Raw genomic sequence first — 25,379 nt, 5'->3', positions numbered from 1 at the left:
ACGACAACATAAGTGGTCCGGTATGAATAATGTAATTAGTCCAGTTATAAGGTATATTTTACATCCACTCTTCACGGCCAATCGGCTTTCTACCTATGATATCAATTTGATCTTGTTTGCTATTGATTTTTATTTTCTCAATGTTGTTTAAATTTGGTTGCCCAGATTCAAGCCAAGCAGAATACCAATAGGAAGAAATACGTAAGATCGTTTTTCGCATCCTTCTTTCGACCATTCCGTTCATGGCATCGTGATACGCGTTCGCATAGCGATCCGAATACGTCCATACCAGTTGATTGTTTCGCTCAATAAATGTTTTTTTTTGAGAATCTTTAAACTGGCGATTGAGCTTGGCTTCGATATTCAATACAGAATCGACGAGACGATTGCTTTCGCGAACCATAAGCCATGCTTCTGCTAAAGGATCGTGGATATAGATTGCTTTCCCTACGCGAAGATTATATCTTTCTGAAAACATTTCTGGCAAGCGACTTTCCCAAAATGCATGTATTCCAATTTGGTTAGTGAATTGTCCATTGTAATTTTTAGTTGTATGTAAAGGAACATGCGCATCAGCAATATAGTGCCCGAGTTCTGCAGAGTGTTTGATGATCAGATTATAATTTTTTGTCTGAAAAGCTTTCACTAGCTTTTGATAGGTTAAATTAATTTGCCAGGGAACAATACCATTTTTTAGCAACTGTTTTTCCTGATATTTTTCTTTCGCTTTTGACCAATGAATGGGTATGGAATCATTTTTTCCATCTTCTTCATAATCTTCTATATCTATAAAATGCCGGGGACCTTCAGCACTATCGGTGTAGCAGCGTTTATCTGGGTCAACAGCTTTCTCGGTAATTAGTTCGATATTGTCTTTATAGAATTTCGCCATCTTCGCTGGCAAGGCGAATACGGCATAATGGTTAATTTTTTTATGTGCAAAAAATCCCCACGAGGTAAAAATCGGTATCACAATTAGTGGAAGAATCGTATACAACAGAAATTTCATGGTTTATTGAACTGGCTATTAAATAATTGTTGATATTAAATATACAGAAAGGAAGGTTAAAAAAAGATTAATAGGCTTTTTTATTGATGTTAATTTATATTTTCTTAACCTAACTAAACAATAAAATAATATTGATAATCGTTAAAATTGATTAATTTGCCGAAACAAATACAGTCGTTATGAAGATATTGTATGCCGTACAAGGGACAGGAAATGGACATCTTAGCCGTGCGATGGATATTGTTCCCTGTTTGAGAGCGTTAGGAGAAGTTGATGTTTTGGTTAGTGGAATTCAAGCAGATCTATCATTACCTTTTGACGTGAAATACCGTTTTCATGGGCTGAGTTTTATCTTTGGTAAGTCTGGTGGGGTCGATTTGTGGAAGACTTTCATGAGTTCGACTATTCGTAAATTTACAAATGAAATTAAGAGCTTGCCCATTGAAAACTATGATTTGGTGATCAACGATTTTGAACCTATCTCGGCTTGGGCCTGTCATTCAAAAGATTTAGAATGCATTGGATTGAGTCATCAGATTGCTGCCTTAGATCCGTCGAGTCCCAAACCAGAAGACAGTGATATGCTGGGTAAGTTCATCATGAAAAACTATGCACCCTCCACACATTCTTACGGTTTCCATTTCAAGCGGTACGCCAAGAATATTTATCAACCGGTTATCCGTAATGCTGTTCGTGAATTGAATGTGACAGATCAGGGACATTATACGGTTTACCTCCCGGCATATGACGATGCGCATCTTTTAAAGCATTTAATGAAGTTTCCGGAGGTGAAGTGGGATGTTTTTAGTAAACATAATTCGAAGGCATTTGACATGAAAAATGTAACGATAAGACCGATCAATAACCAATCTTTTATTGATAGTATGGCATCTTCTTCTGGAGTTTTATGTGGGGCAGGTTTTGAAACACCGGCAGAAGCGTTATATTTGAAAAAGAAACTGTTAGTTATCCCGATGAAAAACCAATATGAGCAGCATTTGAATGCAGCGTCATTGGAAGAGATGGGGGTGCCTGTAATTTCGAGCTTAAAACAGAAAAACATGCTGGCGATAGAAGCCTGGCTCAACAGTAAATCTAGGGTTGAAGTTGATTACCCTAATATCACGCAGGAAATTATAAATGAAATCGTGCAGAAGCACCGTTAAACAAACATGAAGTATATTGCATTAGCCCTATTATCCTTGACAACAGTCACAGGATTTGCCCAACAAAAAAAAACGAACACGACGGCGAAGAAGAAGGTCGTCGCAACTAAATCAAGTGCAACAAATCAACTGAAAACGAAGGCCGATTCTGTGTCTTATGCGTTTGGTGCCGATATCGGAAATTCACTAAAATCTATTGAGATTGATTACTTGAAGTCAGATGTTATTGCAAAAGCAATTTCGGATGTCTTGAAAGGGGAGAAATCGCTATTGGAAGAAGGCCAAGGAAGAGCTGTTATCCAACAGGCGATCATGGACGTTCGTGCTAAAAAAGAGGCTGCTAGCCGTGCTGAAGAAGATAAATTTTTTGCAGAAAATGCTAAGGTTGCTGGGATGAAATCTACAGCCGAAGGAATTCAATATCTTGTTCTCAATGAGGCAGAAGGTCCAAAGCCAAAAAGTGACGATGAGGTAACCGTGCATTATAAAGGTACCTTACTCAATGGAAAGCAATTTGATAACTCATACGACCGTAAGGAGCCATTGAAACTATCCTTGGGTCAGGTGATCAAAGGGTGGCAGATTGGAATCCCGTTAATGTCCAAAGGTGCAAAGTATAAATTTTTTATACCTAGTAGATTAGCCTATGGCGAACGGGCGACAGGTGAAATTCCTGCAAACAGCACATTGGTGTTTGAGGTAGAATTGCTTGATATCGGTGCAGATGGAACAACGTAAATTAGGAAATACAAGCTTAGTCGTTTCGCAAATAGGTTTGGGCTGCATGTCTTTAAAAAGCAATCAGTCCAAGCAATCCAAAGATATTATCCAAAAAGCTTACGAGAACGGGATCACCTTCTTTGATACCGCTGATCTCTACGATAAAGGCCTAAACGAGATGATCGTCGGGGAGAGTGTGCAAAGCTTTCGCAAGCATATTGTTTTGGCGTCGAAAGTTGGTAACCTTTGGCGTGCAGATGGATCCGGCTGGGATTGGAAGGCTTCGAAGGACTATATTATCAAGGCTGTGGATGGTTCGTTGTCACGTTTAAAAACGGATTACATCGACCTCTATCAGTTACATGGTGGTACGATAGAAGATCCGATAGAGGAGATTGTTGAAGCGTTTGAGCTGTTGAAGCAACAGGGGAAAATCCGTGCTTACGGTCTTTCATCAATTCGCCCAAATGTTATCAAGGCATTTTTGTCCAAATCTGACATTGCTTCAGTAATGATGCAATACAGTCTATTGGATAGAAGACCAGAAGAAGAAATCAGTGGCATGTTGAAAGAACAGGGTGTAAGTATCGTCGTACGCGGTGTATTAGCCAAAGGCGTTCTCATCAACAAGCCAATAGAACCTTTTCTTCAGTATAGTTCGGGAGAGGTGGCCCATATTGTGCGAAACTTGGCAAATCTTTCCAAACGTATCGGAAAAGACAATATGGTTGTTGCACTTTCTTATGTGCTTTCTAACGCGGCTGTTGCTACAGCACTCGTTGGTGTGAGTACCAAATTGCAATTGGATGAATTGATCAGAGCAAAAGCGCAGATGATGAAATTAAGTGATTTGGATAAGCAGGTTCTATTGGAAGGTGTCCGGTCGTTATATTATACCGAACACCGGTAAGCTTTACTATTTATTGAAAAATAGTCTTAATATTTTAGCGAGGTCTTCTTTTGTATCTACGGCGACAGTTTCATGCGTTGTAATTGCCGTTTGAATGGCGTAGCCATTTTCTAACCAGCGTAGCTGTTCCAGAGCCTCTGCTTCTTCTAGCATAGAAATAGGAAGTTGTGTCAGGGCTTTTAATGTATCTACCTGGTAAGCATATATTCCGATATGTTTATAGAATGTTTGCCTTTGTAACCATTGGTCTTTTTCCACAGCTCTTAAAAAAGGAATGGTCTGCCTACTAAAGAAGATGGCTTCTCCTTTGGTGTTTCGGACAACTTTAGGGATGTTTACATTAAATAGTTCCTCCTCCGCAGTAATTTCCTTGATTAGGGTCGCTATCTGCGTAGTGGTATCTTCAAAACAATTTGCTAAAAGATCAATTTGTGCGGGGTCTATAAAGGGTTCGTCACCCTGTATATTGATGGCAACATCATAACCTTCTATATTGGTGATGACTTCAGCACAACGATCTGTTCCCGATTGATGGTGCTCTTCGGTCATGACAACTTCGCCACCAAAAGAAAGTACAGTTTCGGCGATGCGCTGGTCGTCAGTTGCTACAACAACATCGTTTAATTTTGTTGATTTTTTAACCTGTTCGTAGACCCGCTGAATCATCGTTTTTCCTTCGATGTCGATCAGCGGTTTTCCAGGGAATCTGCTCGATGCATATCGGGCAGGAATAATACCTAAAAATTTCATTTTTTACTATTTATCGTTGGCTGAGGAAATGCGAGTTTATCAAAAAGCCTGTAAAATTAAGTGTCTTACAGGCTTTTTGATATCGCAATTATTCGAATAATCCGTATAATTCGGCTTCGATTTTTTGAATGATATTGCCGAGGTCCTCTGGGTTTGTGGTGAAATCTAGGTTGTCCTTGTCCAGAATCATAACCTTACCTTCTTTGTAATTATTGATCCATTTATCATATTTATCGTTCAGCTTCGACAAATAATCCAAGCGAATTGCGGATTCATAGTCACGGCCCCTTTTTTGGATATTATTAACCAAAGTAGGAACGGATGCTTTGAGGTAAATCAATAAATCTGGCGGTTTGATATAATGGATAATGCTTTGAAAAATATTACTATAATTTTCAAAGTCACGCGCGCTCATCAGGCCCATATCATACAAGTTTTCGGCAAAAATATACGCATCTTCATAGATGGTACGATCTTGAATCATATCGATGCCTGTTTCCTGTAATTTTACAATATGTCTAAAGCGACTGTTTAGGAAAAAAATCTGAAGATTGAATGCCCAGCGTTTCATGTCTGAATAAAAATCTTCCAGATAAGGGTTGTTGTCTACAGCTTCAAACTGAGGTTCAAATTTGAAGTGGCTGGCCAACAACTCTGTTAATGTCGTTTTTCCGGCACCTATATTTCCAACGATAGCTATATGCATATTATTTCTAGCTTAATAAAATCTTTTAATACCAATTATCTCACGAACCTCTTTCAGCGTTTTTCGCGCAGATTCGCTAGCCTTTTCAGCGCCCATTTTCGCAACTTTTGCAATGTAAGCATCATCATTTGAAATATCTTCAATTCGTAAACGCACGTCATTAGTCGCCAATACCATATCTTCAGCCAATTGTTTCTTAAAATCGCCATAACGAATTTCACATTTATTATAGAGATCGTCAAAATGTTGCAGTGTATCAGGGGTGGATACGACTTTCATCAAATCGAAGAGATTTTGAATGGCTTCGGGTTTTGGTTGATTCATTTCAGTTGGTCCAGAATCGGACACTGCACGCATTACTTTTTTGCGGATTACCGTTTCACTATCCGAGAGATAAATACAATCTGCTTCGCCGTTTGACTTACCCATTTTCCCTTGACCTGCTAGCCCAGGAACTTTAACCAATTTATCTGAATAAGAAAAGGCGAATGCTTCCTTGAAATAATCTACGTTATACAAGCGATTGAAGCGATTGCCGAAAGTTCGTGTCATTTCAAGATGTTGTTCCTGATCTTTACCTACAGGAACCTTTGTGCCATGATGGATTAATATATCACAGGCCATCAGGACCGGATAGGTCAATAATCCTGCGTTGACATTATCAGGATTGCTTCTGACTTTGTCTTTAAACGCAGTGGCACGTTCAAGTTCGCCAAGATAGGCGTTCACGTTCATGTATAGATAGAGTTCCGCAACTTCTGGAACGTCTGATTGAACGTAAATTGTCGATTTTTCTGGGTCTATTCCTGCTGCTAAGTATTCGACAATAACTTGGCGAACCGTCCCTTGAAGCCCCTGTGGGGTGGGGTGGGTCGTCAGTGAATGTAAGTCTGCAATGAAAAAAAAGCAATTATATTCGTTTTGCATTTTCACAAAATTGCTCAATGCGCCGTAGTAGTTTCCTAAATGTAATTTTCCGGTACTTCTGATACCGCTAACAACTGTTTCCATATTCCTGCGAATTTACGCATAAATTTGACAAAGTCGAATTAAATTCCGTTGCTGATTTCCCTTTTTGGGAGTGGCTTTATTTTTTAATTTTTTTAGCTTCATTCCAATAAACGTCCATTTCTTCTAAACTCATTTCCTGCAACTGTTGATTATTTGCAGCTGCTTTTTGCTCCAAATAGCTAAATCGCTCAATGAATTTTTTGTTGGTTCGTTCGAGTGCATTTTCGGGGTTTATGCCCATATGCCGTGCATAATTTATCAATGAGAATAAGAGGTCGCCAAATTCACCTTCCGCTTTTTCCTGATCGATTGGAGCCGTAGCCTCTAGATTAAATTCAGCTTTAAATTCAGCAAGCTCTTCCTCTACTTTTTCCCAGACTTGTCTCTTGTCTTCCCAATCAAACCCGACACCGCGAACCTTATCTTGGATACGATAAGCTTTGACCAGAGCGGGTAATCCTTTTGGGACGCCAGATAGAACGGACTTGTTACCTTCTTTGAGTTTAATAGTCTCCCAATTGGATTTAACTTGGTCTTCTGTGTCCGCATTGGTATCGGCGTAGATGTGGGGATGACGTGTAATCAATTTATCACAGATTGCATTGAGCACATCTACAATATCGAACTGTCCCTCTTCCTCCGCAATGCGCGCATAGAACACGAGATGCATCAATACATCGCCAAGTTCTTTCTTTATTTCGGGGTAATCTTTTTCTAAGATGGCGTCTGTCAATTCATACATTTCCTCCATTGTCAGATGCCGAAGAGATTCCATGGTCTGTTTTTTATCCCATGGACATTCTGTTCTTAAGGTATATAAGACGTCGAGTAATCGTTGAAATGCTAATTGGGGAGTATGCTGATAAGCGGGTGCCTCTAGATTTGCCATATATTATTGTGTTTGGTAGCACAAAAATAGAAATATGATTTCGAATAAACTATTTCAAATTGTGGAAAACAAAACCCTTTTGTCAATCGTTTTATAATAAAAAATAGAATTTGGATCGGATTTAGAATAATCAACTATGGAAAGAATGCATGGGTACTCATCTGCAAGTGTTGCGTTGGAAAAGTTAAACAACTTGGGCTATACAATTGACTACAATATTGAATTTGACGATTTGCTGGCTAACGCGGATCAATACAGGATTGATTACCTATTTCGCTATGAAGGTGAGTCAGATCCCGGCGATGAATCATCGGTATATGGAATTAGCAAAAATTCGGGACAGAAAGGTGTTTTTGTTGCCGGTAATTTGTCTTTGATTGAAGGTAAGAAGCGCGATATTTTATTGCAATTGGAGCTCAACGAACGGGAAGTTTAGCAGGATGCAAAAAAATGGATTTGAGGAAACTGAACGGCTCAAGCAACTGAAGAGTTGGGCTTTGCAACGTGATAGTAAACATGCGGATGCTGAATATCATGATCTTGCTTCAGATCGCTGGTTGATGCCTGGTACAATTGTCGTTTTGCTTAGCGTCAGAGAGTCCGATTTTCCATCTGTCTATAATAACGATCAGGATGCTGATATGCGTAGCTCCCCTAACTGGCTTCTAAATCAGTCAAATAACGATATTTGGGTGGATATGCACCAAACTGCTTTGAATAATATTCACTATCCAGATAAAATTCTTTAGTCAGGAAAATTTTTTCAACCGACCAATCTAGAGAGCGGAAACTTAATTATGTTATCCACTTTCTGGATTTTTTATGGAATTGTAAACCTTTTCTAAATTTTTATTTTATGATGTTATACATTGGTATTTTTGCTGTGATCGTTGTGGTTTGCGTATTCATTTCTCTTATGATGATGAAGAAGCAAAAAGAGACGGCCAAAAAGTATGAAGGAGAATCTGGAATTTCCTTGGCGCCAGCAGTAAAGGATGAATTGTTATATGATGAATTTAACGAATTAAGAAAACGAATGAATGGCGCTCCCATCGATGCCTTTACGCAATGTGCGTATATTGCAACGGTGGGGGATAAAGTTGCTTCGGCTGCAGCGACTGCAGCGAAGACTGTTGCCTGGGCAGCTGTGGGGGTAAAGGCTCGTTATAGCGAACGGGATAATGCTTCTTATTTGGTGCTCAGCAATGATGAGTTACATTATGTGTTTTTTGATGATGGCGAAGCAAGGGACCATTTGGTTTTCGATCAGGCAACTTTACTCGATGCGAGACCAGCGCAGATCAGCAATTCCGAAAAAGTGACACGTATGGGATCTGTTATGGGATTAAATCCAAAGAAAATGCATCTTGAAGTTAATGGAAATGGACTTGATATTATATATTATGGTACTGTGCAGCGTATGCCACATGGTATTATCTCTCCTGGTGCCGGCATGTTTGAAACACAGGCCAAACTTCAATTAATGGGGCGTTTCTTCTTGGATAGATTTTATAAAAAATATCCGCAGCTACAAAATTGATGAGATGAGAAATGTCATCTTAGTTTCGTTTTAAATAAAGTAAATGGTCTTTGCCTACTTAGTCACTTTTGCTTTTTGTAAATTGTATTGATCATAAAATTTATATCATATGAAAATTTTAGCAGATAAAGTAGCTTTAGTAACAGGGGCTGGTTCGGGGATCGGACTGGCTGTTGCATTGGCTTATGCCAAGGAAGGTGCAAAAGTCGTTGTCTCGGATATCAACGAGCGAGCGGGGCATGAAACCGTAAAACACGTCGAATCTCTAGGTGGAGAGGCTGCATTTTTTAAAGCAGATAGTTCGTCCCCGGCTGATAATGAAGCGTTGGTTGGTTTTGCGGTCAAAACATTTGGTCGACTTGATATCGCATGTAACAATGCTGGGATCGGAGGAGAAGCTGCACTGACAGGAGACTATAGTTTAGATGGTTGGAAAAAAGTGATTGATATAAATTTCAATGGGGTATTTTATGGCTGTAAGTATCAAATAGAAGCGATGGAAAAGAATGGCGGTGGTGTAATCGTTAATATGGCTTCCATCCATGGTACTGTTGCGGCTCCTCTATCGAGTGCCTATACTTCAGCAAAACATGCAGTGGTGGGTTTGACAAAAAATATCGGTGCAGAATATGGGCAAAAAAATATCCGTTGCAATGCAGTCGGACCAGGTTATATCGATACCCCTTTATTAGCTCAACTGGATAAAGAACATATTAATGCTTTAATCAGTAAGCACCCCATTGGGCGTTTGGGAAAAGCAGAAGAAGTGGCTGAATTGGTTCTTTTTCTAAGTTCGGATAAATCGTCCTTTATGACCGGAGGCTATTATTTAGTTGACGGTGGTTACACGGTTGTTTAATTGCGATTAAAAAACAAAAGGTCTCGAAATTTTTATCGAGACCTTTTGTCTATATTTCCTGTTTATTGTCTGGGGTCTGAACATTGGTTTTTACATCCATGGGTAAATTTCTTTGGCGAGTAGGATTGATTTTGTTACCCATATTACTATTTCTTTTTAGCAACAGATATGTATTTTCAAAGATTGCGAGCAATATCCAGATCGAGAATCCTTGGGTCAAGCGGATTCTTGTTTTTGGTTTGAATAAAGTGAAGTTTGATATCCTTGATTTGGATCATAACGAAAGTTTCTATACTATTTAAAAGTCAAAATTTATTCAGGTTCTCGAAATACTGGCGGCACCAAGTAGCAAACCATTTTGGATATGTATCTTTGTACAATGGCTTATTTTACTTTTTATCTGGTTTACCAATTAGGCTATGGGAATGTCTCATGTATGTTGTCCAGTGATTGATCTTATTTTCTGCTATAAAAAATGCACCGGTCGTCGTTCTATAGATTTTATTTAGTATTTTAACTGAAAGAAGCATAAAAATAGAATTAAAAGCCTCTCATTATGAAAAAGATCTTTTTTACTACTGTCGTTTTTTTTATTGTATCATGTGTTTTTGCTCAAGCACCTCAGGTAAAGGTTGAAGCCGGCATACTGGAAGGGATTACCTTGTCAAGCGGGGTGCAGTCTTTTCGAGGGATTCCATTTACGAAGCCACCTGTTGGTGATCTAAGATGGAAAGAACCGCAAGCAGTGGTGCCTTGGAATGGTATTCGTAAAGCAGATCATTTTGGCAGCTCCCCTATGCAAAAGCCCATCTATGGAGATATGAGATTTCGTTCGCCCGGAATGAGTGAAGATTGTCTCTATCTGAATGTGTGGCGTCCAAAGGCAGCCGACGAGGGCAAACTTCCTGTATTGGTTTATTTTTATGGTGGAGGTTTCAATGCCGGTGATGGATCGGAAAATCGTTACGATGGGGAAAGTTTTGCAAAAGAAGGACTTATCGTTGTTACAGTGAATTATCGTCTTGGTATTTTTGGCTTCTTTGCACATCCAGCATTAACCAAAGAATCTCCTCAACATGCATCAGGAAACTATGGACTTTTGGACCAGCATGCTGCCTTGTTGTGGGTAAAAAAAAATATTGCTGCATTTGGTGGAGATCCTGATGCGGTCACCATTGGAGGGGAGTCGGCGGGTAGTATGTCCGTCTCCGCACAGATGGCCAGTCCGTTATCCAAAGGATTGTTTAAGCGTGCTATTGGTCAAAGTGGAAGTGTCTTTAACTTGAGATACGGCACTATATCTCTTTCTGAGCAAGAACAGCAGGGGATTACATTTGCAGATCGTGTAAATGCCAAAGAGCTTGATAAACTGCGTGAGATACCTGCATCTGAACTTCTTGATAAAGCCAGTGAGCCTGGGGCATTCGCTACCCGGTTGATCGTTGATGGGTATTTCTTGCCGAAATCTCCGCTCGCGATTTTTGAAGCTGGCGAACAGTCTAAAGTGCCTCTACTCGCAGGCTGGACTTCGACAGAAGCGCCATATACAGCGTATATGGGTAAATCTTACCCCTCTCCAGAGAATTATGAAAAGTTGGTCAGAACGCAATATGGAGCTAAAGCCGACGAAGTTCTGAAACTATATCCCGGAAAAACCGAGATGGAAGTAATTCGATCGTCTACAGCATTGGCCAGTGATAATTTTATAGTCTATAGTACATGGAAATGGCTCGATCTGCAACGGAAAAATAGTGGTCAGCCCGTATTTGTCTATATATTTAGTAAACCACGGCCGGCGATGCAACCAGCATATAGCGATGTACAGACTGGGCTTGCGGGGGGAATTAGTAAAAAATCTGAAAAACAGCCTAAAGAGAAAATGCCAGAACCACTACCTGGCGCTTTCCATGCCAGTGATATCGAATATTTATTAGGCAATCTTAAAAGTAACGATGTTTTTGCCTGGACAGATGATGATTATAGGGTATCGAGACTGGGGCAGAATTATTTTTTCAATTTCATTAAGACAGGTGATCCAAATGGGAAGGAGCTTTCTCTATGGCCGAAAACACTAGGCAAAGATAAGCGCATGAACATTCTTAATTTAAATGTCGATGCGAAAGCATCTCCTGAGGAGTTTCGGGACAGATATCTTTTTCTTGATAAGCTATTTATGGATCAAGCACAGAAGGATCGAGAAAATCTGTAATGTGTCTTTTTAATTTTATGAGGAGGGTAAAACTATTTCTTGGTAAGATCTGTTATCAAAATGACTGGTAGAAAGCAGCCCCATCGATCATGGCCTGTGCGGTGTTTCCTAACAATATTTTGAAGATTACTAACGCGGAGCAAGTTTGCTATATGGAAATAAATCCTGATGTAATTATAATAGGTGGTGGTTTAGCTGGGCTCACAAGTGCATTGCATTTGTCCAAACAGGGACTGAAGGTAACATTAATCGAAAAACATGAGTACCCACATCATAGAGTTTGCGGGGAATACCTCTCCAATGAGATTTTACCCTATTTGGACTGGCTTAAGGTTGATGTGAATACTTTGCGCGCCACACATCTTGAAGAATTACAATATACGACACAACATGGGCAATCCGATAAGATCAGATTACCATTGGGTGGCATTGGTGTAAGTCGCTATTCCTTGGATGAGTTGCTCTATAAAAAGGCAAAAGATAATGGCTGTTCAATCGTGATTGCTACGGTCACCGGAATTTCCTTTAGCGATGATATATTTGCTGTTTCGTTTCAGGGGCAGAAGTTAAGCGCAAAGATTGTATTGGGGGCTTATGGCAAACGAAGTAATATCGATCAATTGTTGTCACGGGATTTCATGAAGAGACCCTCCATTTGGATGGCTGTAAAGGCTCATTATTCGGGAGATTTTCCCGACAACCTCATCGCCTTACACAACTTTGAAGGTGGCTACTGTGGCATTTCCAAAGTTGAAGATAACAAGATAAATGTCTGTTATTTGGCCGATGTAAAAACTTTTAAGAAATATAAGAACATCGAAGCGTATCAAAAGTACGTCATATCTAAAAATAGGTATCTAAAGTGTTTTTTTGAAAAGAGCACGATGCTTTTTGATAAACCGATTACGATCAGTCAATTTTCTTTTGATAAAAAATATGCGGTGGAAAACCACATCCTCATGGTCGGTGATACGGCTGGTCTTATTCATCCATTCTGTGGAAATGGAATGGCTATGGCGATACACGGCGCAAAGTTAGCTTCGGAACTTATTTTGGATTACTGTAGCCGTAAAATTGAATCCCGTCAACAATTGGAAGTAATGTATGTCACTCGCTGGAAACAAGCTTTTGGAAGGCGATTATGGTTCGGGCGGATGCTGTCTAGTATATTACGTTATGAATTTGGCGCGGCAATACTGATGAAGATCGGGGTCCTTTTTCCAAAAATTTTGATTTGGGTTATCAAACAAACTCATGGAAATGCAAACACAATAAAATGTCTATAAACACGAAACATAGAACAGGGGAGACTGAGATCATGGATGATTTCTTGCTTGCAGGTGAGGAACTTCGTGTCACATTGGATCGTATTTCAAAGATCAACCAGTTTTTGGGTGGAAATAGCATCACCTTGGATGGAGTCAAGAAACTTCTTTCTGGTGTAGAGAAGAGCAAGCCAATTTCAATTATTGATATCGGATGCGGGAATGGAGACATGCTTCGCATGCTGAGTGATTATGGTTATAAAAATAATATCAATCTGAATCTATTGGGTGTAGATGCAAATCAATATACGGTAAATTATGCGCGGTCGCTGTCAAAAGATTACAGTAATATATCCTATTTGTGTGCAGATATATTCGACACAGATTTTGAAAATAACAGTTATGATATTGTGCTGTGTACGCTGACCATTCATCATTTTGACAATGAAAGAATTATTGAATTGATAGACAGACTCATCAAGATTTCAAATTTGGGAATCGTCGTCAACGACCTGCATAGGAGCAAAGTAGCCTATCGTCTTTTTCAAGCTGTAGGTACCTTTTTTAGGTTAAATAAAATGACAAAAGTGGATGGACTTATCTCCATACTACGCGGATTTAAAAAATATGAGTTAGAGCAATTCTCAGAAACATTGCAATTAAAAAGTTATACCATCCAATGGAAATGGGCTTTTCGTTACCAGTGGATAATTTCCAATATATGAGTGTCAAGATAATTACTGTTGCCAAGCAACTGCCTAAATATTCCTGTACTACCGATGAGGTTCTTCAGTTATTGGATATTTGGCTTAAAGGACAGGAGCTCCGTTTTGTAAAAAAGATAAAAAAACTTTTTGAAGGCTCTGCTGTGGAGAGGCGTTATGCTATCATGGATCCCATCGAAGTTTTTAAAGTGACATCCTTTGAAGAAAAGAATAATATTTATTGCCGTGAAGCAATCGAATTAGGGGAGAAAGTGCTGCGTAAAGCACTTAAGAAAGCAGCTTGGGACCCGCAGTCATTAGACTATATTATAACGGTGAGTTGTACGGGAATTATGATACCATCATTAGACGGATATTTAATTAACAAGATGAAGCTCCGGCAGGATATTGTCAGGCTGCCGGTTACAGAAATGGGATGTGTTGCTGGGGTTTCAGGGGTTATCTACGCTAAGAATTTCTTACAGGCGAATCCGGGTAAACGTGCTGCGGTAATTGCCGTAGAGGCCCCAACAGCTACTTTTCAGCTGGAGGATTTCTCCATGTCAAATATGGTCAGTGCGGCTATATTTGGAGATGGTGCTGCCTGTAGTCTGCTTTCATCGCATGAAGAGGATTGCGGACCAGAAATTCTTGACCAGCAGATGTATCATTTTTATCATACAGAAGATATCATGGGTTTTAAGCTGACCAACAGTGGTATGCAGATGATATTGGATGTTGATGTGCCGAATGTGATCGCGTCACATTTTGCAGATGTGCTACATCCATTTTTGAAAAAGAATGGTTTGGAAATCAAAGATATCAATCACATGATTTTTCATCCCGGAGGTAAGAAGATTGTGGCGACGATTGAGCAGATTTTTGCTGAGTTTGGTAAAGATATCAAAGACACTAAGGCAGTGCTTGCGCAATATGGCAATATGTCGAGTGCTACCGTGCTGTATGTTCTTGAACGCATCATGAAGCATCAACCAAAGACTGGAGAATTTGGTTTAATGCTAAGTTTTGGCCCTGGATTTTCAGCTCAGCGCGTATTGTTAAAATGGTGACCTAATTAGATCTCATCAATGGATTTGAATAATATAGTGGCAAAGTTGCCCTACAGAGAACCTTTTTTGTTTGTTGATGAATTAATTCATGTTGATGAGGAAGGTATTACAGGTGCCTATACTTTTAATGAAAACCTGGATTTTTATAGAGGCCATTTTTATGGCAAACCTGTTACTCCGGGAGTTATTTTGATCGAAACGATGGCACAGATAGGTTTAGCCTGTCTGGGAATTTTTTTGCTGGATAAAGAGTTTACGGCTAATGCTGCTATAGCGTTGACCTCAACGGATATAGAATTTTTAAAGCCTGTATATCCGAAGGAGAGAGTTACCGTGTCTTCAAAAAAGATATATTTCAGGTTTGGTAAACTAAAATGTGAGGTCGTTATGAAAAATGAAAGCGGCCAGGAGGTTTGTAAAGGACTATTGGCAGGTATGATTACGGAGGAGCTATGAAGAGAGTCGTCATTACAGGAATGGGGGTTGTAGCACCGAATGGGGTAGGCCTACCATCTTTTACGCAAGCGATAAAAGATGGGGTCTCGGGTATTCGACATGATGTACAACTCGAGAAATTACAGTTTTCCTGCCAGATAGCAGGAACTCCTGAAATAACGGATGATTTTAAAAGGCGCTATTTCACTGAACTCGAGCTTAGAGGTTTTAACAGTACGGGGATATTATATGGAGTCATTGCAGGTATGGAAGCTTGGGCAAATGCGGGGTTACCGATAGCGACTGAATCTGCTCCAGATTGGGACAGTGGAACCATTTTTGGATCCGGGAGCTCTGGTATTGATAAGTTTCGTGAGAGCATCTATAAAATTGACGATTTGCAGACCCGCAGATTAGGTAGTACAGTTGTGGCCCAGACGATGAGCAGTGGTGTCAGCGCATATTTGGGCGGTAAATTGGGACTTGGAAACCAAGTAACAACAAATTCATCTGCTTGTGCAACTGGGACCGAAGCAATTTTAATGGCCTATGACCGTATTCGATCCGGCAAGGCAAAGCGGATGCTAGCAGGAAGCACTGGAGATAGCGGCCCTTATATTTGGGGTGGTTTTGATGCGTTGCGTGTGTGTAGTTCGCACTATAATGACCGTCCGCATGAGGGGTCTCGTCCGATGAGTGCGACAGCCGGAGGGTTTGTTCCCGGCAGCGGAGCAGGAGCTTTGCTATTGGAAGATTTGGAAAGTGCCTTAGCCCGAAAGACGACGATATATGGTGAGTTGTTGGGTGGTGAGGTAAATTCCGGAGGGCAGCGGGGGACAGGTAGTATGACCGCTCCGAATGCTGATGCTGTTCGTCGGTGTATTATAGAAGCCTTGAAGAATTCAGGTGTTTCCGCTTTAGAAATCGATGCTATAAATGGCCATTTAACAGCAACTACCAAAGATGCTTTTGAAATAGAAAACTGGACTGAGGCTCTTGGACGTAGGGGGAAGGATTTTCCTTTTATAAACTCATTAAAAGGTATGACTGGACATTGTCTTAGTGCAGCTGGCAGTATAGAAAGCGTAGCTACAATATTGCAGCTATATCACGGTTTTATATTTGGAAACAGTAATTGTGTTGACCTACATCCTGAAATTGCTGCACTGATAGATCAATCAAACGTCCCTTTGCATACAATGAGTGTTGCACCTCAAATTATTGCCAAGGCAAGTTTTGGATTTGGGGATGTGAATGCTTGCTTAATATTTAAAAAATTTGATAACTTGCCATATGAATAGAGAAGAACTGATCAATGCTTTAAAACCTATTATTGCACCTTACACGACAAACGAAGAAGCATTTGGAAAGCTTTCCGAAGAAACTGATTTTATTCACGATTTACAAATCAATTCCGCTAATCTGGTTGATATTGTACTGGATATCGAAGAGCAATTCGACATAGTTATTGAGAATGCTGATATGGAACGTATGCTTAATGTAAGGGCGGCAATCGATATTATCGAAACCAAGCTTAATGAAAAATGATTGGTAATGATATTGTCGATCTAGTTCAGTCCAGAAAAGACAGCAATTGGAGACGTCGGGGGTTTGTTACTAAGATATTTAATGAAAATGAGCAACTGTTAATAGCCAATAGTCACGATCCGGAGATTGTTGTGTGGCTTTTGTGGAGCATGAAAGAAGCTGCTTACAAAATATGGAACAGAGAGACGAGAAACAGAAAATATGCACCCAATAAATTAATTTGTTCGATCGTTAAAAAGTCTTGCGATAGCGCTGTGGGAGAGGTTGTCTTTGAAGGAAGTCATTATTACACCAATACCATTGTTAATCCTGATTTTATACATACTATAGCAGTTAAGGTATTCGATCATTTGGATCATGTGGTGGAACTCGAAAGATGTCAAGTTGTTAAAGATCCACTTGGTTTACCTGGCATTGCTACGGAGGGACGAAGGGAACTGTTGCCAGTTTCCATAAGTAATCACGGTCGTTTTGAGAAAATAGTTGGGGTACTATAAACCAGTATATAAAAGCCAATCTGCGAAAATTCGCTAATAACTTATTGTACTTGAATCGATTCTTCCCGCAGCATTTGCTTGAACCTGGGATCTCGTATGTAACGACTAAAATCGTGGCTTGACATTCCTGTAAAATCCGTCATCGAAAAGATCGTATAGTTTTTCTTAAGCGCGTTAAAGCTATCCTCTTTATACCCCAGATCCGTTGGGGTAAGCTTGTTGGATAGAAATCCAAAAAATTTCTTTAGCATTTTATCAGTGCCATTAATCGTGATATGTATTTTCTTTACTTGGGTGCTCAGATCCACAAATTTTTTTGTGTTAGTTGTTGTGTCAGTATATTGAAATTCGGAAAGGCCTATTGCTGGCGCAAGCATGATGCAGGTAATCCTGTTTTTGTTTTCCAGCAATGGCTTTGCCCGCTCGATATCAATATTGTGAATATCTTTCGCTTGCGCAGAAAATGAAGTATTGTATTCTGGATTTGAAATTGCGCTCATGACCACGGAGGCCCCCCGACTGTGCGAGATAATATAAACATCTTTATCCGCCATGTTGTTAAGTATGCGTCTTAAACCGAATTCACCGGCCATCTGGCTAAAAGAAGCCGCGGAAAACCAATTTTTTGCTGATCGAAAAGGGGAGGTCGATCGCAAACCATCCCAATAAAATCGAATGATTTCATCGTTTTTGGGATTGGTGACGATATGATCTGCAATATATTTATATTGTTTTACAACAGATTCTTCATCCGCATTGAAGCCATGAACTAAAATAAAAACTCGTTTTTTAGGTGCAATACGTTTCGAAAGACGAAGCATATTACCTCGTTCAAAAGCAAGTAATTGTTCGCGGTCACCTCTGTCGGTGGCAATTTTCATCAGGGAATATGGATCCCTAGCGGCTTTATTCGAAGGGATGCCATAGTTTTTCTTCCAGTTGTCGGGATAAAAATTACCATTTTGATCCACAAATGAATACCATAAATTAGGATCTGCTCCGGTATTGGGAGAAGCCGAATCAGGAAGATTATGGATGAGGCCACACGAGGTGAACAAGCCGATGATGATAATGACGTAGAAAAAATATCTTGTATTCATATGATGTATTTCCTTCTGTACCTGAAATTTATTTTAACTAGGATCCAATGGCTACCAAATTGGATATATATTCACAAATTCATCTCTTGTAAGATAGTGATTATTTTGGATAGCGAAAAGTTAGAATGTATATGGAAGGCGAAATTTTTCAAGACGATGCATAATATAAAAGACCTCCATAAAATACTTTTTTTAGCTTATCCATATACTACTCCACCAGTGGCAAAACGCTCTAATTTAGGTTATAAGATAAATTAGAGCGCCGAATTGATCTAGATGTAATTTAGATTTTTTCTTTCAGTTTTAAATGCTTGATAAAAAGATTTATTTTTTTTGAGACCTTGTAAAAATCTCTTTAACACCACCTTTTGTTAAAATAAAGGTATTATAGTTACCTGTTTTATCCCGAATAAATTCGATAGTTCTATCGTTGTCGTCCCCTCTGAAGAATTTTGTTTTAGACTCTGGAATGAGTTCTATGTCTTTGTCATTGTAGAAAAGTTTGCCGTCGATTTTCAATAACTTGATTTTACCATATTGACCGATATACTTGTCGTATATTGCCGTGTCTATTTTGACGCGATGATGCTTGTATGGGAGCTCTACCTGTTTGTCGAAAGCAATTGCCGAAAGTCCATAACCTATGATATGAGACAAGGAGCCATTATTGGAAAGCACTGTGACAAATAGTTTGTCCTGTGTAAATCGATTAAAGGAAGTCATTGTTCCAAAAAATCCGCCATCATGCGCAATTAGATCATGTCCGTGATTATAAAACGGATTGATAATAAACCCATAGCCCCAATTTTCGGAACTATAGGGGGTGAACATTTTTTTCTTCATTGCGGCAGATAATACAGTTGTTCCGTACAAGGCTTTGTCCCAGAGGGCTAAATCCTCGACAGTTGAATAAACACCGTCGTGGCCCAAGTTGATGTTCCAGTTGATATAAGGATTATGAATCAGCCTCTGTTGGCTCTGACAATATACTTTTGCTTTTTTTGCGACGATGGATTCATTGTTACTAATCCCCGTATTCTTCATCCCCACTTTATCAAAGATATTCTTCTCTAAGAAAGCTTCATAACGCTCACCTGAAACCTTTTCAATAATTTTAGCTAATAAATAATAACCAATATTGCTGTAGGAGCTTTTCGTACCCGGTGAAAATTCGAAAGGAATTTTCTTAATTGCAGTATAAGCAGAATCGCTGCTCATACTGCTCAATGCGATTTCCTTGAAACCCATGGCTAGTCCTGAAGTATGTGATAACAGCATGTGAATGCTGACGCTATCAGCTTTTGGATAATCCGGAAGAAATTTACTGAGTTTATCATTTAGGGATAATCGTCCGCTGTCTATCAATTGGAGAATAGCAGTTGCTGTAAATTGTTTTGTGACCGATGCTAATTGGAATTTCGTATCTATTGTATTTCTAACGTTCCATTCATAATCTGCGAGACCATAGGCTTTTTTTAGCAAAATAGTGTTGTTTTTCCTAACGAGCACGGTTCCACTAAAGTTATTTATTTCGACCTGTGCTCGCATATATTTTGCAAGTTTCGTTGGTGTATTTTCTTGTCCATATAGAAGAACTGGGCACAAGATGAGTAGAATTAATAGCTTCATAAAGTATTGTATAAGTAATTATGAAGCAATGTTACTATTTAATGAACTGGCATGATTGTATTTTTGTAAAGCTGCTAAATAAAAATCCATTTTATCTGGCCTCGTTCAAGATTCGATATCTTGGAAAAGAAAACTTTTGGCGTAAAGCCTGTCAATTTTTTAAAATCTCTAATCATATGGGATTGGTCGAAGTAATCCAGATTATATGACAGACCAATTTTTTTCCCGTCTTCCAATTGACTTTGAATAGCTGTGCGGAATCTAATTATTTTTTTAAATTGGGAGGGTGTTTTACAGATATGCTGATCAAAATGCTTGTTTATTGTCATTCTTGAACGTCCTGTTTTTAATGAGAATTCGGCCATGGATTGATTTAGGTTCGCTTTATTTAACATTTCGGAAATCACGTTTTCTAGCAATGCATTTTCAAAAAAAACTAATTTCGAGAGCCAATAAGCTTCTAAGGCCTTTATTCTTTCGCAATGGTCATCTATCGAAAGAATGGAGCTCATCGCATCTTTATAATCCGTATAGGGATTAAAATCGGGAAACGTTCCATGGCTATAATATCTTAGATCCTCTGGTATGAAAGCATTTATCCCAAGGGGTTTAAAGTAGGTGGTGATTTCGTTTATTTTTCCTTCATAACAGATGAGAACGGGGTCATTAAAGTTACATACGAGGTTAGTTTCTATCGGGTTAGATGGACAGTGTTTGGTCACCAATTTATTTCCATTTATCGCAGTTTGGGTTTGCTGACTTATGGTAACAATCGTGTAAATACTAGGAAATGTAAAATATACTGTAGATTTTTCCTCTGCAGTTTTTTCAAGTATATAAAAGCATTCGATATGTCTTTTGAGAAGCACATGATCAGGTTTATAGATTTTTATTGTCATTTTTATAATAATATCAAAAGTGATAAAATCTAAATGTTATTGACTTGGCATAGATGAATTTGGTTTGACTTTTTACTTGGTATCCTGCTTAGCGTTTCAGGATTGACCCCAAGGTAGGATGCACTATGAAAAGTGAAATGCGGCTATATGAAAAAGGCAATTGGTTCAGAAAGTAAAGGTAGCGCCCGTTGGCGTCTAATAGTAAAAAAGAGCTTTCGCGACGGAACTTTTTGATATATAGTTTTGTATCGAGCGCTTCCCGCTCGGACGCAACCAATGTAAGTAGTTGACTCTGGTTACTATAAAAAAAGTCTAGTGAACGATCAGGCATGGTCATTTCTTTTTCAGATAACGATTAATCATGGGGCGAAAATCTATTTTGGAAGAATTCTGAATATGCTCTGTTAATACTGATATCGGAAATTCATCCAATGTTTTGAAATTAATGCAGCCTTTTTGGAACTTTGCTTTGGGCAACTTTGATTTTAGTTCTGCCATTAATTGTGGGTTAGTATACATCACCAAGGAATGGAATGAAATATAATTCTTTGCAAGCGTTAGCCCATATTTAAATACCCCTTGTTCGTTGAAGCTGATTGCATTGGGATTTGACATGAATTTTTCGAAGCTCTCGGAAACAGCGCTGTCATTTTCTGCTATTGTTTTTCGGAATTGACCAATTATTTGTTGCTCACTGTCTGAGAGTGTACCGATATACTGATCTATTTCCATTAATTTTTTGTCGTCCATAAGGCCTGTAATTGTGTTCTAAAAATATTCAATTTTCTTTGATTTAGATGCAGATATCCTTAAAAAGATTCGATGGGTGATCACAAATAGTGTCTTCAATGAAATTATTTTTGATTTTACCCCGTATGACCTGCAATTTGTTTATAACTTAATGTGATTAATCAAATTATAAAGTTCGTATTTCTTGGGACAAGAATGCGTGTATTACAAATTGTAACAATTATTAAAATTACAAACAAAATTATGAGAAAATTTATCATGATGATTTCAATCGGAACCAGTTGGATTAATGAGTTGTCAGAAACCAATTCAACTGGAATCTGCGGGATCGTTGAAAGCAAAAGCGAAAGCTGATTTAAACAGTGTCGGTAATACTTATTATGTTGACCCAAGCAGATAATGGACTGAAGTTTAACAATAATTGTTTATTTCCGTCGAGCACATTTACGGCGTTAAATTGGGGAACGACAGTTCGTAGCAATAATTTCTATGAGGATCCTGTATTTGTTAATCCTATAGGCAGAAACGGGCTTGACGCTGCAAAAGGGTATGACGTTGGTGCAGGTTGTCATGTCGTCAATGCAGGTGTTTTTATCAATAATAATGGTGGACAAGATTTCGCTGGCAGTACGTTGCCTTCTGGCAATCCGGATGTTGGGGCATTTCAGCATGCTTTTATTGCTAACGCGGGGAGTTCTCTTGCATATGCCTATGTCCGTAATGGCACTTAATTGCTGAAGTAGCATTTGAAAATTAGTCCCGAGCGGAATATGCAAACGCAGATCTAGCCTATTCGTCACACTACAGCCAGTTTTTTTATGTAAAAAGGAATATCGCTTACAGAAGGAATATTATTTCGTAAATTCATCCTATGGAGCAAACAATAATGATTTGAATTGCTTCTTATTACTAGAAAGGAATGTATGAAAAGCACGAAACGAAATAAAGGTTTTCTATTCAAACAATATGACGAGCCGTTTCTAACGCCTTTTGATAAATTATTTGATATTTTCAAAGAACTGATTACCCATACTTCAGGTGATTTCGATGAAGCCATTGATTGGTTAAGGCAATTGGATAAAGAGTTTAAACTCACGACGCCAGATTATACTATAGACGACTTCATTGCTGATTTGAAGGATAAAGGATATATCAAAGAAAGGCTAGAATCTACCGGTGAGGGTGGGCTGGATATTACATCAAAGCTGGAAAAGGCGCTGAGGCAGCATGCCTTGGACCAAATTTTTGGAAAAATGCGAAAAGGAAGGTCGGGCAATCATAAAACCAATCACCAAGGACGCAGTGACGAAAATATGGGCGATTTCAGGAACTATCAGTATGGAGATGGCCTGGATAAAATAGTTCTGACCGAGAGCTTAAAAAACGCACAGATCAATCACGGTGTAGGTGAGTTTGCTCTAGCGGAAAATGATCTGGTTGTTGAGGATAGCCAGTTTAAGTCACAGATGAGCACGGTGTTGATGATTGATATCAGCCACAGCATGATTTTATATGGAGAGGATCGGATTACACCTGCGAAGAAAGTCGCAATGGCTTTATCGGAGCTGATCCTAACACGTTATCCGAAAGACTCACTTGACGTCATCGTGTTCGGTAACGACGCCTGGCCTATTGCGATAAAAGACCTTCCTTACCTGCAGGTTGGACCATTTCATACCAACACGGTCGCTGGATTAAAATTAGCGATGGATTTGCTACGGCGGAAACGCCATGCGAATAAGCAGATATTTATGATAACCGATGGAAAACCGAGCTGTTTAAATATGCCGGACGGTACTTATTATAAAAATCCTATGGGGCTCGATCCGTTTATCACCAGTAAATGCTATAGTATGGCGGCGCAAGCTCGAAAGCTGGGAATACCTATTACCACTTTTATGATTGCCTCAGATCCTTATCTGCAGCAATTCGTCGACGAATTTACAGCTTCAAATCAAGGGAAAGCTTATTATACAGGACTTGGAAATCTAGGTGAAATGATTTTTGAGGATTATGAAGAAAACCGTAAAAAAAGAATACGATAAGAATATATGGATTACACGAAGATTACAACATTTGGTGCATTAAAAACTTCGGGTTATAAACCTAAAACAATAAAAGAAGAATTGCGTCAGAATCTGATTACAAAAATAAGGAAAGGTGAAACAGTGTTCACCGGCGTGCATGGTTATGAAGATACAGTTATTCCAGAACTTGAAAGAGCTATTCTTTCCAAGCACAATATTAATTTTCTAGGTCTCCGTGGTCAGGCAAAAACACGTCTAGCTAGACTTATGGTCAATCTGCTGGACGAATATGTTCCGGTGGTACAGGGGTCAGAGATTAATGATGATCCGTACAATCCGATATCACGTTATGCCCTAGAGCTATTAAAGGAGAAAGGCGATGAAACGCCGATCGGCTGGCTTCATAGAAATGATCGTTTTGCTGAAAAACTTGCCACTCCTGATGTAACTGTAGCCGACTTGATCGGTGATGTGGATCCGATCAAAGCAGCAAATTTAAAATTGAGCTATGCAGACGATCGTGTGATTCACTTTGGCATGATTCCAAGAGCAAATCGCTCCATATTTGTCATTAATGAACTGCCTGATCTTCAGGCGAGAATTCAGGTGGCACTTTTCAATATCTTACAAGAGGGAGATATTCAGATTCGTGGTTTTAAGCTGCGCTTACCCTTAGATGTGCAGTTTATATTTACTGCGAACCCGGAAGATTATACCAATAGAGGAAGTATAGTGACACCTCTAAAAGATCGTATAGGATCACAGATATTGACACATTATCCGGCATCAGTTGAGATAGCAAAGGCAATTACTGCGCAGGAGGCCAATCTAGAAGCGGCTCAGAAGGATCAGATATATGTTCCTGAGTTGGCACGGGAATTAATTGAGCAGATAAGCTTTGAAGCCCGAAATAGTGAATATGTTGATGAAAAAAGTGGTGTGAGCGCTCGTATGAGCATAACAGCTTTTCAAAACCTATTGAGTACCGCCGAATTGCGCATGCTTAAAAACGGGTCGCAAGCAACCGCAGTGAGATTGGGTGATTTTATGGGTATTATACCTGCAATAACTGGCAAGGTTGAGCTTGTTTATGAGGGCGAGCAGGAAGGAGCCGATATTGTGGCATTGCAACTGATTGAAAATGCTATAAAAAGCATCTTTCCCGTCTTATTCCCAAAAATTGAGAAGCTGGAAAGAGAGAGCGATCGTTATCCTTATGATGATATTGTGCGTTGGTTTGCAGAATCGGAGGGTATTGAATTATCTGAAGAGCTCAGTGATTTGGAGTATTTTAAGGTTCTGGATGACGTAGTACCTATTAAAGCTTTGATTCAGCAATATCAGCCAGAAACGAAATCTGAAGACATCCATTTTTTAACCGAATTTGTGTTATGGGGGCTCACTTTAAACAATAAACTAAGTAAATATAGGATTGGAATGGGACTGCAGTTTCAGGATAACTTTCAAGGATATCTAAGAAACAATTTGTAAGTATTATCATAATGCTATTTAATTTCTCAAGATAGACTACAGATTCAGGCATAGGAAGTGTCAGCTGTTGAGTATATTTGATCAATCGAAAATAGTTGGGTTAATTAAAAAATGTGGAACGACTATGTCGTTCCACATCATGTTTTTCATTGTAGTATTGTAGGATCTTTACAGTATTTTTATTGAATCGATTAT

27 protein-coding genes are annotated in these 25,379 nt (G+C 39.1%); 18 read left to right on the top strand and 9 right to left on the bottom strand.

Going from position 1 to position 25,379, the window contains the following annotated elements; all coding sequences use genetic code 11:
- Positions 1 to 58: 58 nt before the first annotated feature.
- Positions 59 to 1,009 carry a zinc dependent phospholipase C family protein gene (locus B3139_RS06070; protein WP_293880825.1) on the bottom strand — a complete coding sequence of 317 codons (951 nt, stop codon included), beginning with the start codon at positions 1,007 to 1,009 and terminating at the stop codon, positions 59 to 61.
- Between the two features lie 179 nt (positions 1,010 to 1,188).
- Between B3139_RS06070 and B3139_RS06065 the strand changes: the two genes are divergently transcribed.
- From B3139_RS06065 to B3139_RS06055, 3 genes are read left to right on the top strand one after another with little or no spacing between them, the layout of a single operon-like run.
- Positions 1,189 to 2,175 (top strand): glycosyltransferase family protein, encoded by a 987-nt coding sequence (locus B3139_RS06065; protein ID WP_293880823.1) that lies wholly within the window; start codon positions 1,189 to 1,191, stop codon positions 2,173 to 2,175.
- A gap of 6 nt (positions 2,176 to 2,181) precedes the next feature.
- Positions 2,182 to 2,913, top strand: coding sequence for an FKBP-type peptidyl-prolyl cis-trans isomerase (locus tag B3139_RS06060; protein WP_293880821.1), 732 nt, complete (start codon positions 2,182 to 2,184; stop codon positions 2,911 to 2,913).
- A complete protein-coding gene (locus B3139_RS06055) occupies positions 2,900 to 3,805 on the top strand; it encodes an aldo/keto reductase (protein WP_293880819.1) in 906 nt (301 codons plus the stop codon). The genes B3139_RS06060 and B3139_RS06055 overlap by 14 nt, the downstream gene beginning before the upstream one ends.
- Positions 3,806 to 3,811: 6 nt before the next feature.
- Here the strand turns inward: B3139_RS06055 and kdsB are convergent, their stop codons facing one another.
- The 4 genes from kdsB to mazG form a co-directional block, all read right to left on the bottom strand.
- Positions 3,812 to 4,555 (bottom strand): 3-deoxy-manno-octulosonate cytidylyltransferase, encoded by a 744-nt coding sequence (gene kdsB, locus B3139_RS06050; RefSeq protein ID WP_293880817.1) that lies wholly within the window; start codon positions 4,553 to 4,555, stop codon positions 3,812 to 3,814.
- A gap of 88 nt (positions 4,556 to 4,643) precedes the next feature.
- Complete coding sequence (locus B3139_RS06045; RefSeq protein ID WP_293880815.1) at positions 4,644 to 5,261, bottom strand: deoxynucleoside kinase; 618 nt, start codon at positions 5,259 to 5,261, stop codon at positions 4,644 to 4,646.
- A 12-nt stretch (positions 5,262 to 5,273) separates the two neighbouring features.
- The gene (gene trpS / locus B3139_RS06040) at positions 5,274 to 6,272 is read right to left on the bottom strand and encodes a tryptophan--tRNA ligase (RefSeq protein WP_293880813.1); all 999 of its coding nucleotides are present in this window, start codon (positions 6,270 to 6,272) and stop codon (positions 5,274 to 5,276) included.
- A gap of 76 nt (positions 6,273 to 6,348) precedes the next feature.
- A complete protein-coding gene (gene mazG / locus B3139_RS06035) occupies positions 6,349 to 7,161 on the bottom strand; it encodes a nucleoside triphosphate pyrophosphohydrolase (RefSeq protein WP_293880811.1) in 813 nt (270 codons plus the stop codon).
- Between the two features lie 136 nt (positions 7,162 to 7,297).
- On the opposite strand from mazG, the gene B3139_RS06030 reads away from it, so the two are divergent.
- The 12 genes from B3139_RS06030 to B3139_RS05975 all read left to right on the top strand — a co-directional run bounded on the left by B3139_RS06030 (position 7,298) and on the right by B3139_RS05975 (position 17,288).
- The gene (locus B3139_RS06030; protein WP_293880809.1) at positions 7,298 to 7,597 is read left to right on the top strand and encodes a hypothetical protein; all 300 of its coding nucleotides are present in this window, start codon (positions 7,298 to 7,300) and stop codon (positions 7,595 to 7,597) included.
- 4 nt (positions 7,598 to 7,601) lie between these two features.
- Complete coding sequence (locus B3139_RS06025; RefSeq protein WP_293880807.1) at positions 7,602 to 7,910, top strand: hypothetical protein; 309 nt, start codon at positions 7,602 to 7,604, stop codon at positions 7,908 to 7,910.
- Between the two features lie 107 nt (positions 7,911 to 8,017).
- A complete protein-coding gene (locus B3139_RS06020) occupies positions 8,018 to 8,701 on the top strand; it encodes a hypothetical protein (protein ID WP_293880805.1) in 684 nt (227 codons plus the stop codon).
- Between the two features lie 109 nt (positions 8,702 to 8,810).
- Complete coding sequence (locus tag B3139_RS06015) at positions 8,811 to 9,560, top strand: SDR family NAD(P)-dependent oxidoreductase (protein WP_293880803.1); 750 nt, start codon at positions 8,811 to 8,813, stop codon at positions 9,558 to 9,560.
- A 556-nt stretch (positions 9,561 to 10,116) separates the two neighbouring features.
- Positions 10,117 to 11,769 (top strand): carboxylesterase/lipase family protein, encoded by a 1,653-nt coding sequence (locus B3139_RS06010; RefSeq protein ID WP_293880801.1) that lies wholly within the window; start codon positions 10,117 to 10,119, stop codon positions 11,767 to 11,769.
- Between the two features lie 152 nt (positions 11,770 to 11,921).
- Positions 11,922 to 13,055, top strand: a complete 1,134-nt coding sequence (locus B3139_RS06005; protein WP_293880799.1) for an NAD(P)/FAD-dependent oxidoreductase — start codon at positions 11,922 to 11,924, stop codon at positions 13,053 to 13,055.
- Positions 13,046 to 13,759: a methyltransferase domain-containing protein gene (locus tag B3139_RS06000; protein ID WP_293880797.1), complete on the top strand. Its 714-nt coding sequence runs from the start codon at positions 13,046 to 13,048 to the stop codon at positions 13,757 to 13,759. Before B3139_RS06005 ends, B3139_RS06000 begins: the two co-directional genes overlap by 10 nt.
- On the top strand, positions 13,756 to 14,808 hold the full coding sequence (locus B3139_RS05995; protein ID WP_293880795.1) for a type III polyketide synthase: 1,053 nt from the start codon (positions 13,756 to 13,758) through the stop codon (positions 14,806 to 14,808). The genes B3139_RS06000 and B3139_RS05995 overlap by 4 nt, the downstream gene beginning before the upstream one ends.
- A gap of 18 nt (positions 14,809 to 14,826) precedes the next feature.
- Positions 14,827 to 15,264: a 3-hydroxyacyl-ACP dehydratase FabZ family protein gene (locus B3139_RS05990; protein WP_293880793.1), complete on the top strand. Its 438-nt coding sequence runs from the start codon at positions 14,827 to 14,829 to the stop codon at positions 15,262 to 15,264.
- The gene (locus B3139_RS05985; RefSeq protein WP_293880791.1) at positions 15,261 to 16,544 is read left to right on the top strand and encodes a beta-ketoacyl-[acyl-carrier-protein] synthase family protein; all 1,284 of its coding nucleotides are present in this window, start codon (positions 15,261 to 15,263) and stop codon (positions 16,542 to 16,544) included. The genes B3139_RS05990 and B3139_RS05985 overlap by 4 nt, the downstream gene beginning before the upstream one ends.
- A complete protein-coding gene (locus tag B3139_RS05980; protein WP_293880789.1) occupies positions 16,537 to 16,791 on the top strand; it encodes an acyl carrier protein in 255 nt (84 codons plus the stop codon). Before B3139_RS05985 ends, B3139_RS05980 begins: the two co-directional genes overlap by 8 nt.
- Complete coding sequence (locus B3139_RS05975; protein WP_293880787.1) at positions 16,788 to 17,288, top strand: 4'-phosphopantetheinyl transferase family protein; 501 nt, start codon at positions 16,788 to 16,790, stop codon at positions 17,286 to 17,288. Before B3139_RS05980 ends, B3139_RS05975 begins: the two co-directional genes overlap by 4 nt.
- A 41-nt stretch (positions 17,289 to 17,329) precedes the next feature.
- On the opposite strand, the gene B3139_RS05970 is transcribed toward B3139_RS05975, so the two are convergent.
- The 4 genes from B3139_RS05970 to B3139_RS05955 all read right to left on the bottom strand — a co-directional run bounded on the left by B3139_RS05970 (position 17,330) and on the right by B3139_RS05955 (position 21,666).
- Positions 17,330 to 18,388 (bottom strand): alpha/beta hydrolase, encoded by a 1,059-nt coding sequence (locus tag B3139_RS05970; protein ID WP_293880785.1) that lies wholly within the window; start codon positions 18,386 to 18,388, stop codon positions 17,330 to 17,332.
- A 324-nt stretch (positions 18,389 to 18,712) separates the two neighbouring features.
- Positions 18,713 to 20,017 (bottom strand): serine hydrolase domain-containing protein, encoded by a 1,305-nt coding sequence (locus B3139_RS05965; RefSeq protein WP_293880783.1) that lies wholly within the window; start codon positions 20,015 to 20,017, stop codon positions 18,713 to 18,715.
- Between the two features lie 74 nt (positions 20,018 to 20,091).
- Positions 20,092 to 20,916 (bottom strand): helix-turn-helix domain-containing protein, encoded by an 825-nt coding sequence (locus B3139_RS05960; protein ID WP_293880781.1) that lies wholly within the window; start codon positions 20,914 to 20,916, stop codon positions 20,092 to 20,094.
- A 333-nt stretch (positions 20,917 to 21,249) separates the two neighbouring features.
- Positions 21,250 to 21,666, bottom strand: coding sequence for a hypothetical protein (locus B3139_RS05955; RefSeq protein ID WP_293880779.1), 417 nt, complete (start codon positions 21,664 to 21,666; stop codon positions 21,250 to 21,252).
- A 362-nt stretch (positions 21,667 to 22,028) separates the two neighbouring features.
- Between B3139_RS05955 and B3139_RS05950 the strand changes: the two genes are divergently transcribed.
- The 3 genes from B3139_RS05950 (at position 22,029) to B3139_RS05940 (ending at position 25,184) form a co-directional block, all read left to right on the top strand.
- Positions 22,029 to 22,397 carry a hypothetical protein gene (locus B3139_RS05950; protein WP_293880777.1) on the top strand — a complete coding sequence of 123 codons (369 nt, stop codon included), beginning with the start codon at positions 22,029 to 22,031 and terminating at the stop codon, positions 22,395 to 22,397.
- A 192-nt stretch (positions 22,398 to 22,589) separates the two neighbouring features.
- The gene (locus tag B3139_RS05945) at positions 22,590 to 23,711 is read left to right on the top strand and encodes a vWA domain-containing protein (RefSeq protein WP_293880775.1); all 1,122 of its coding nucleotides are present in this window, start codon (positions 22,590 to 22,592) and stop codon (positions 23,709 to 23,711) included.
- A gap of 6 nt (positions 23,712 to 23,717) precedes the next feature.
- Positions 23,718 to 25,184 (top strand): sigma 54-interacting transcriptional regulator, encoded by a 1,467-nt coding sequence (locus B3139_RS05940; RefSeq protein WP_293880773.1) that lies wholly within the window; start codon positions 23,718 to 23,720, stop codon positions 25,182 to 25,184.
- The last annotated feature ends 195 nt before the right edge of the window (positions 25,185 to 25,379 follow it).

It is taken from the genome of Sphingobacterium sp. UBA1498 (assembly GCF_002325125.1).
Taxonomy (GTDB): Bacteria; Bacteroidota; Bacteroidia; order Sphingobacteriales; family Sphingobacteriaceae; genus Sphingobacterium.
The sequence above is the reverse complement of the archived record's forward strand: the minus strand, read 5'-3'. Positions and strand labels throughout refer to the sequence as shown.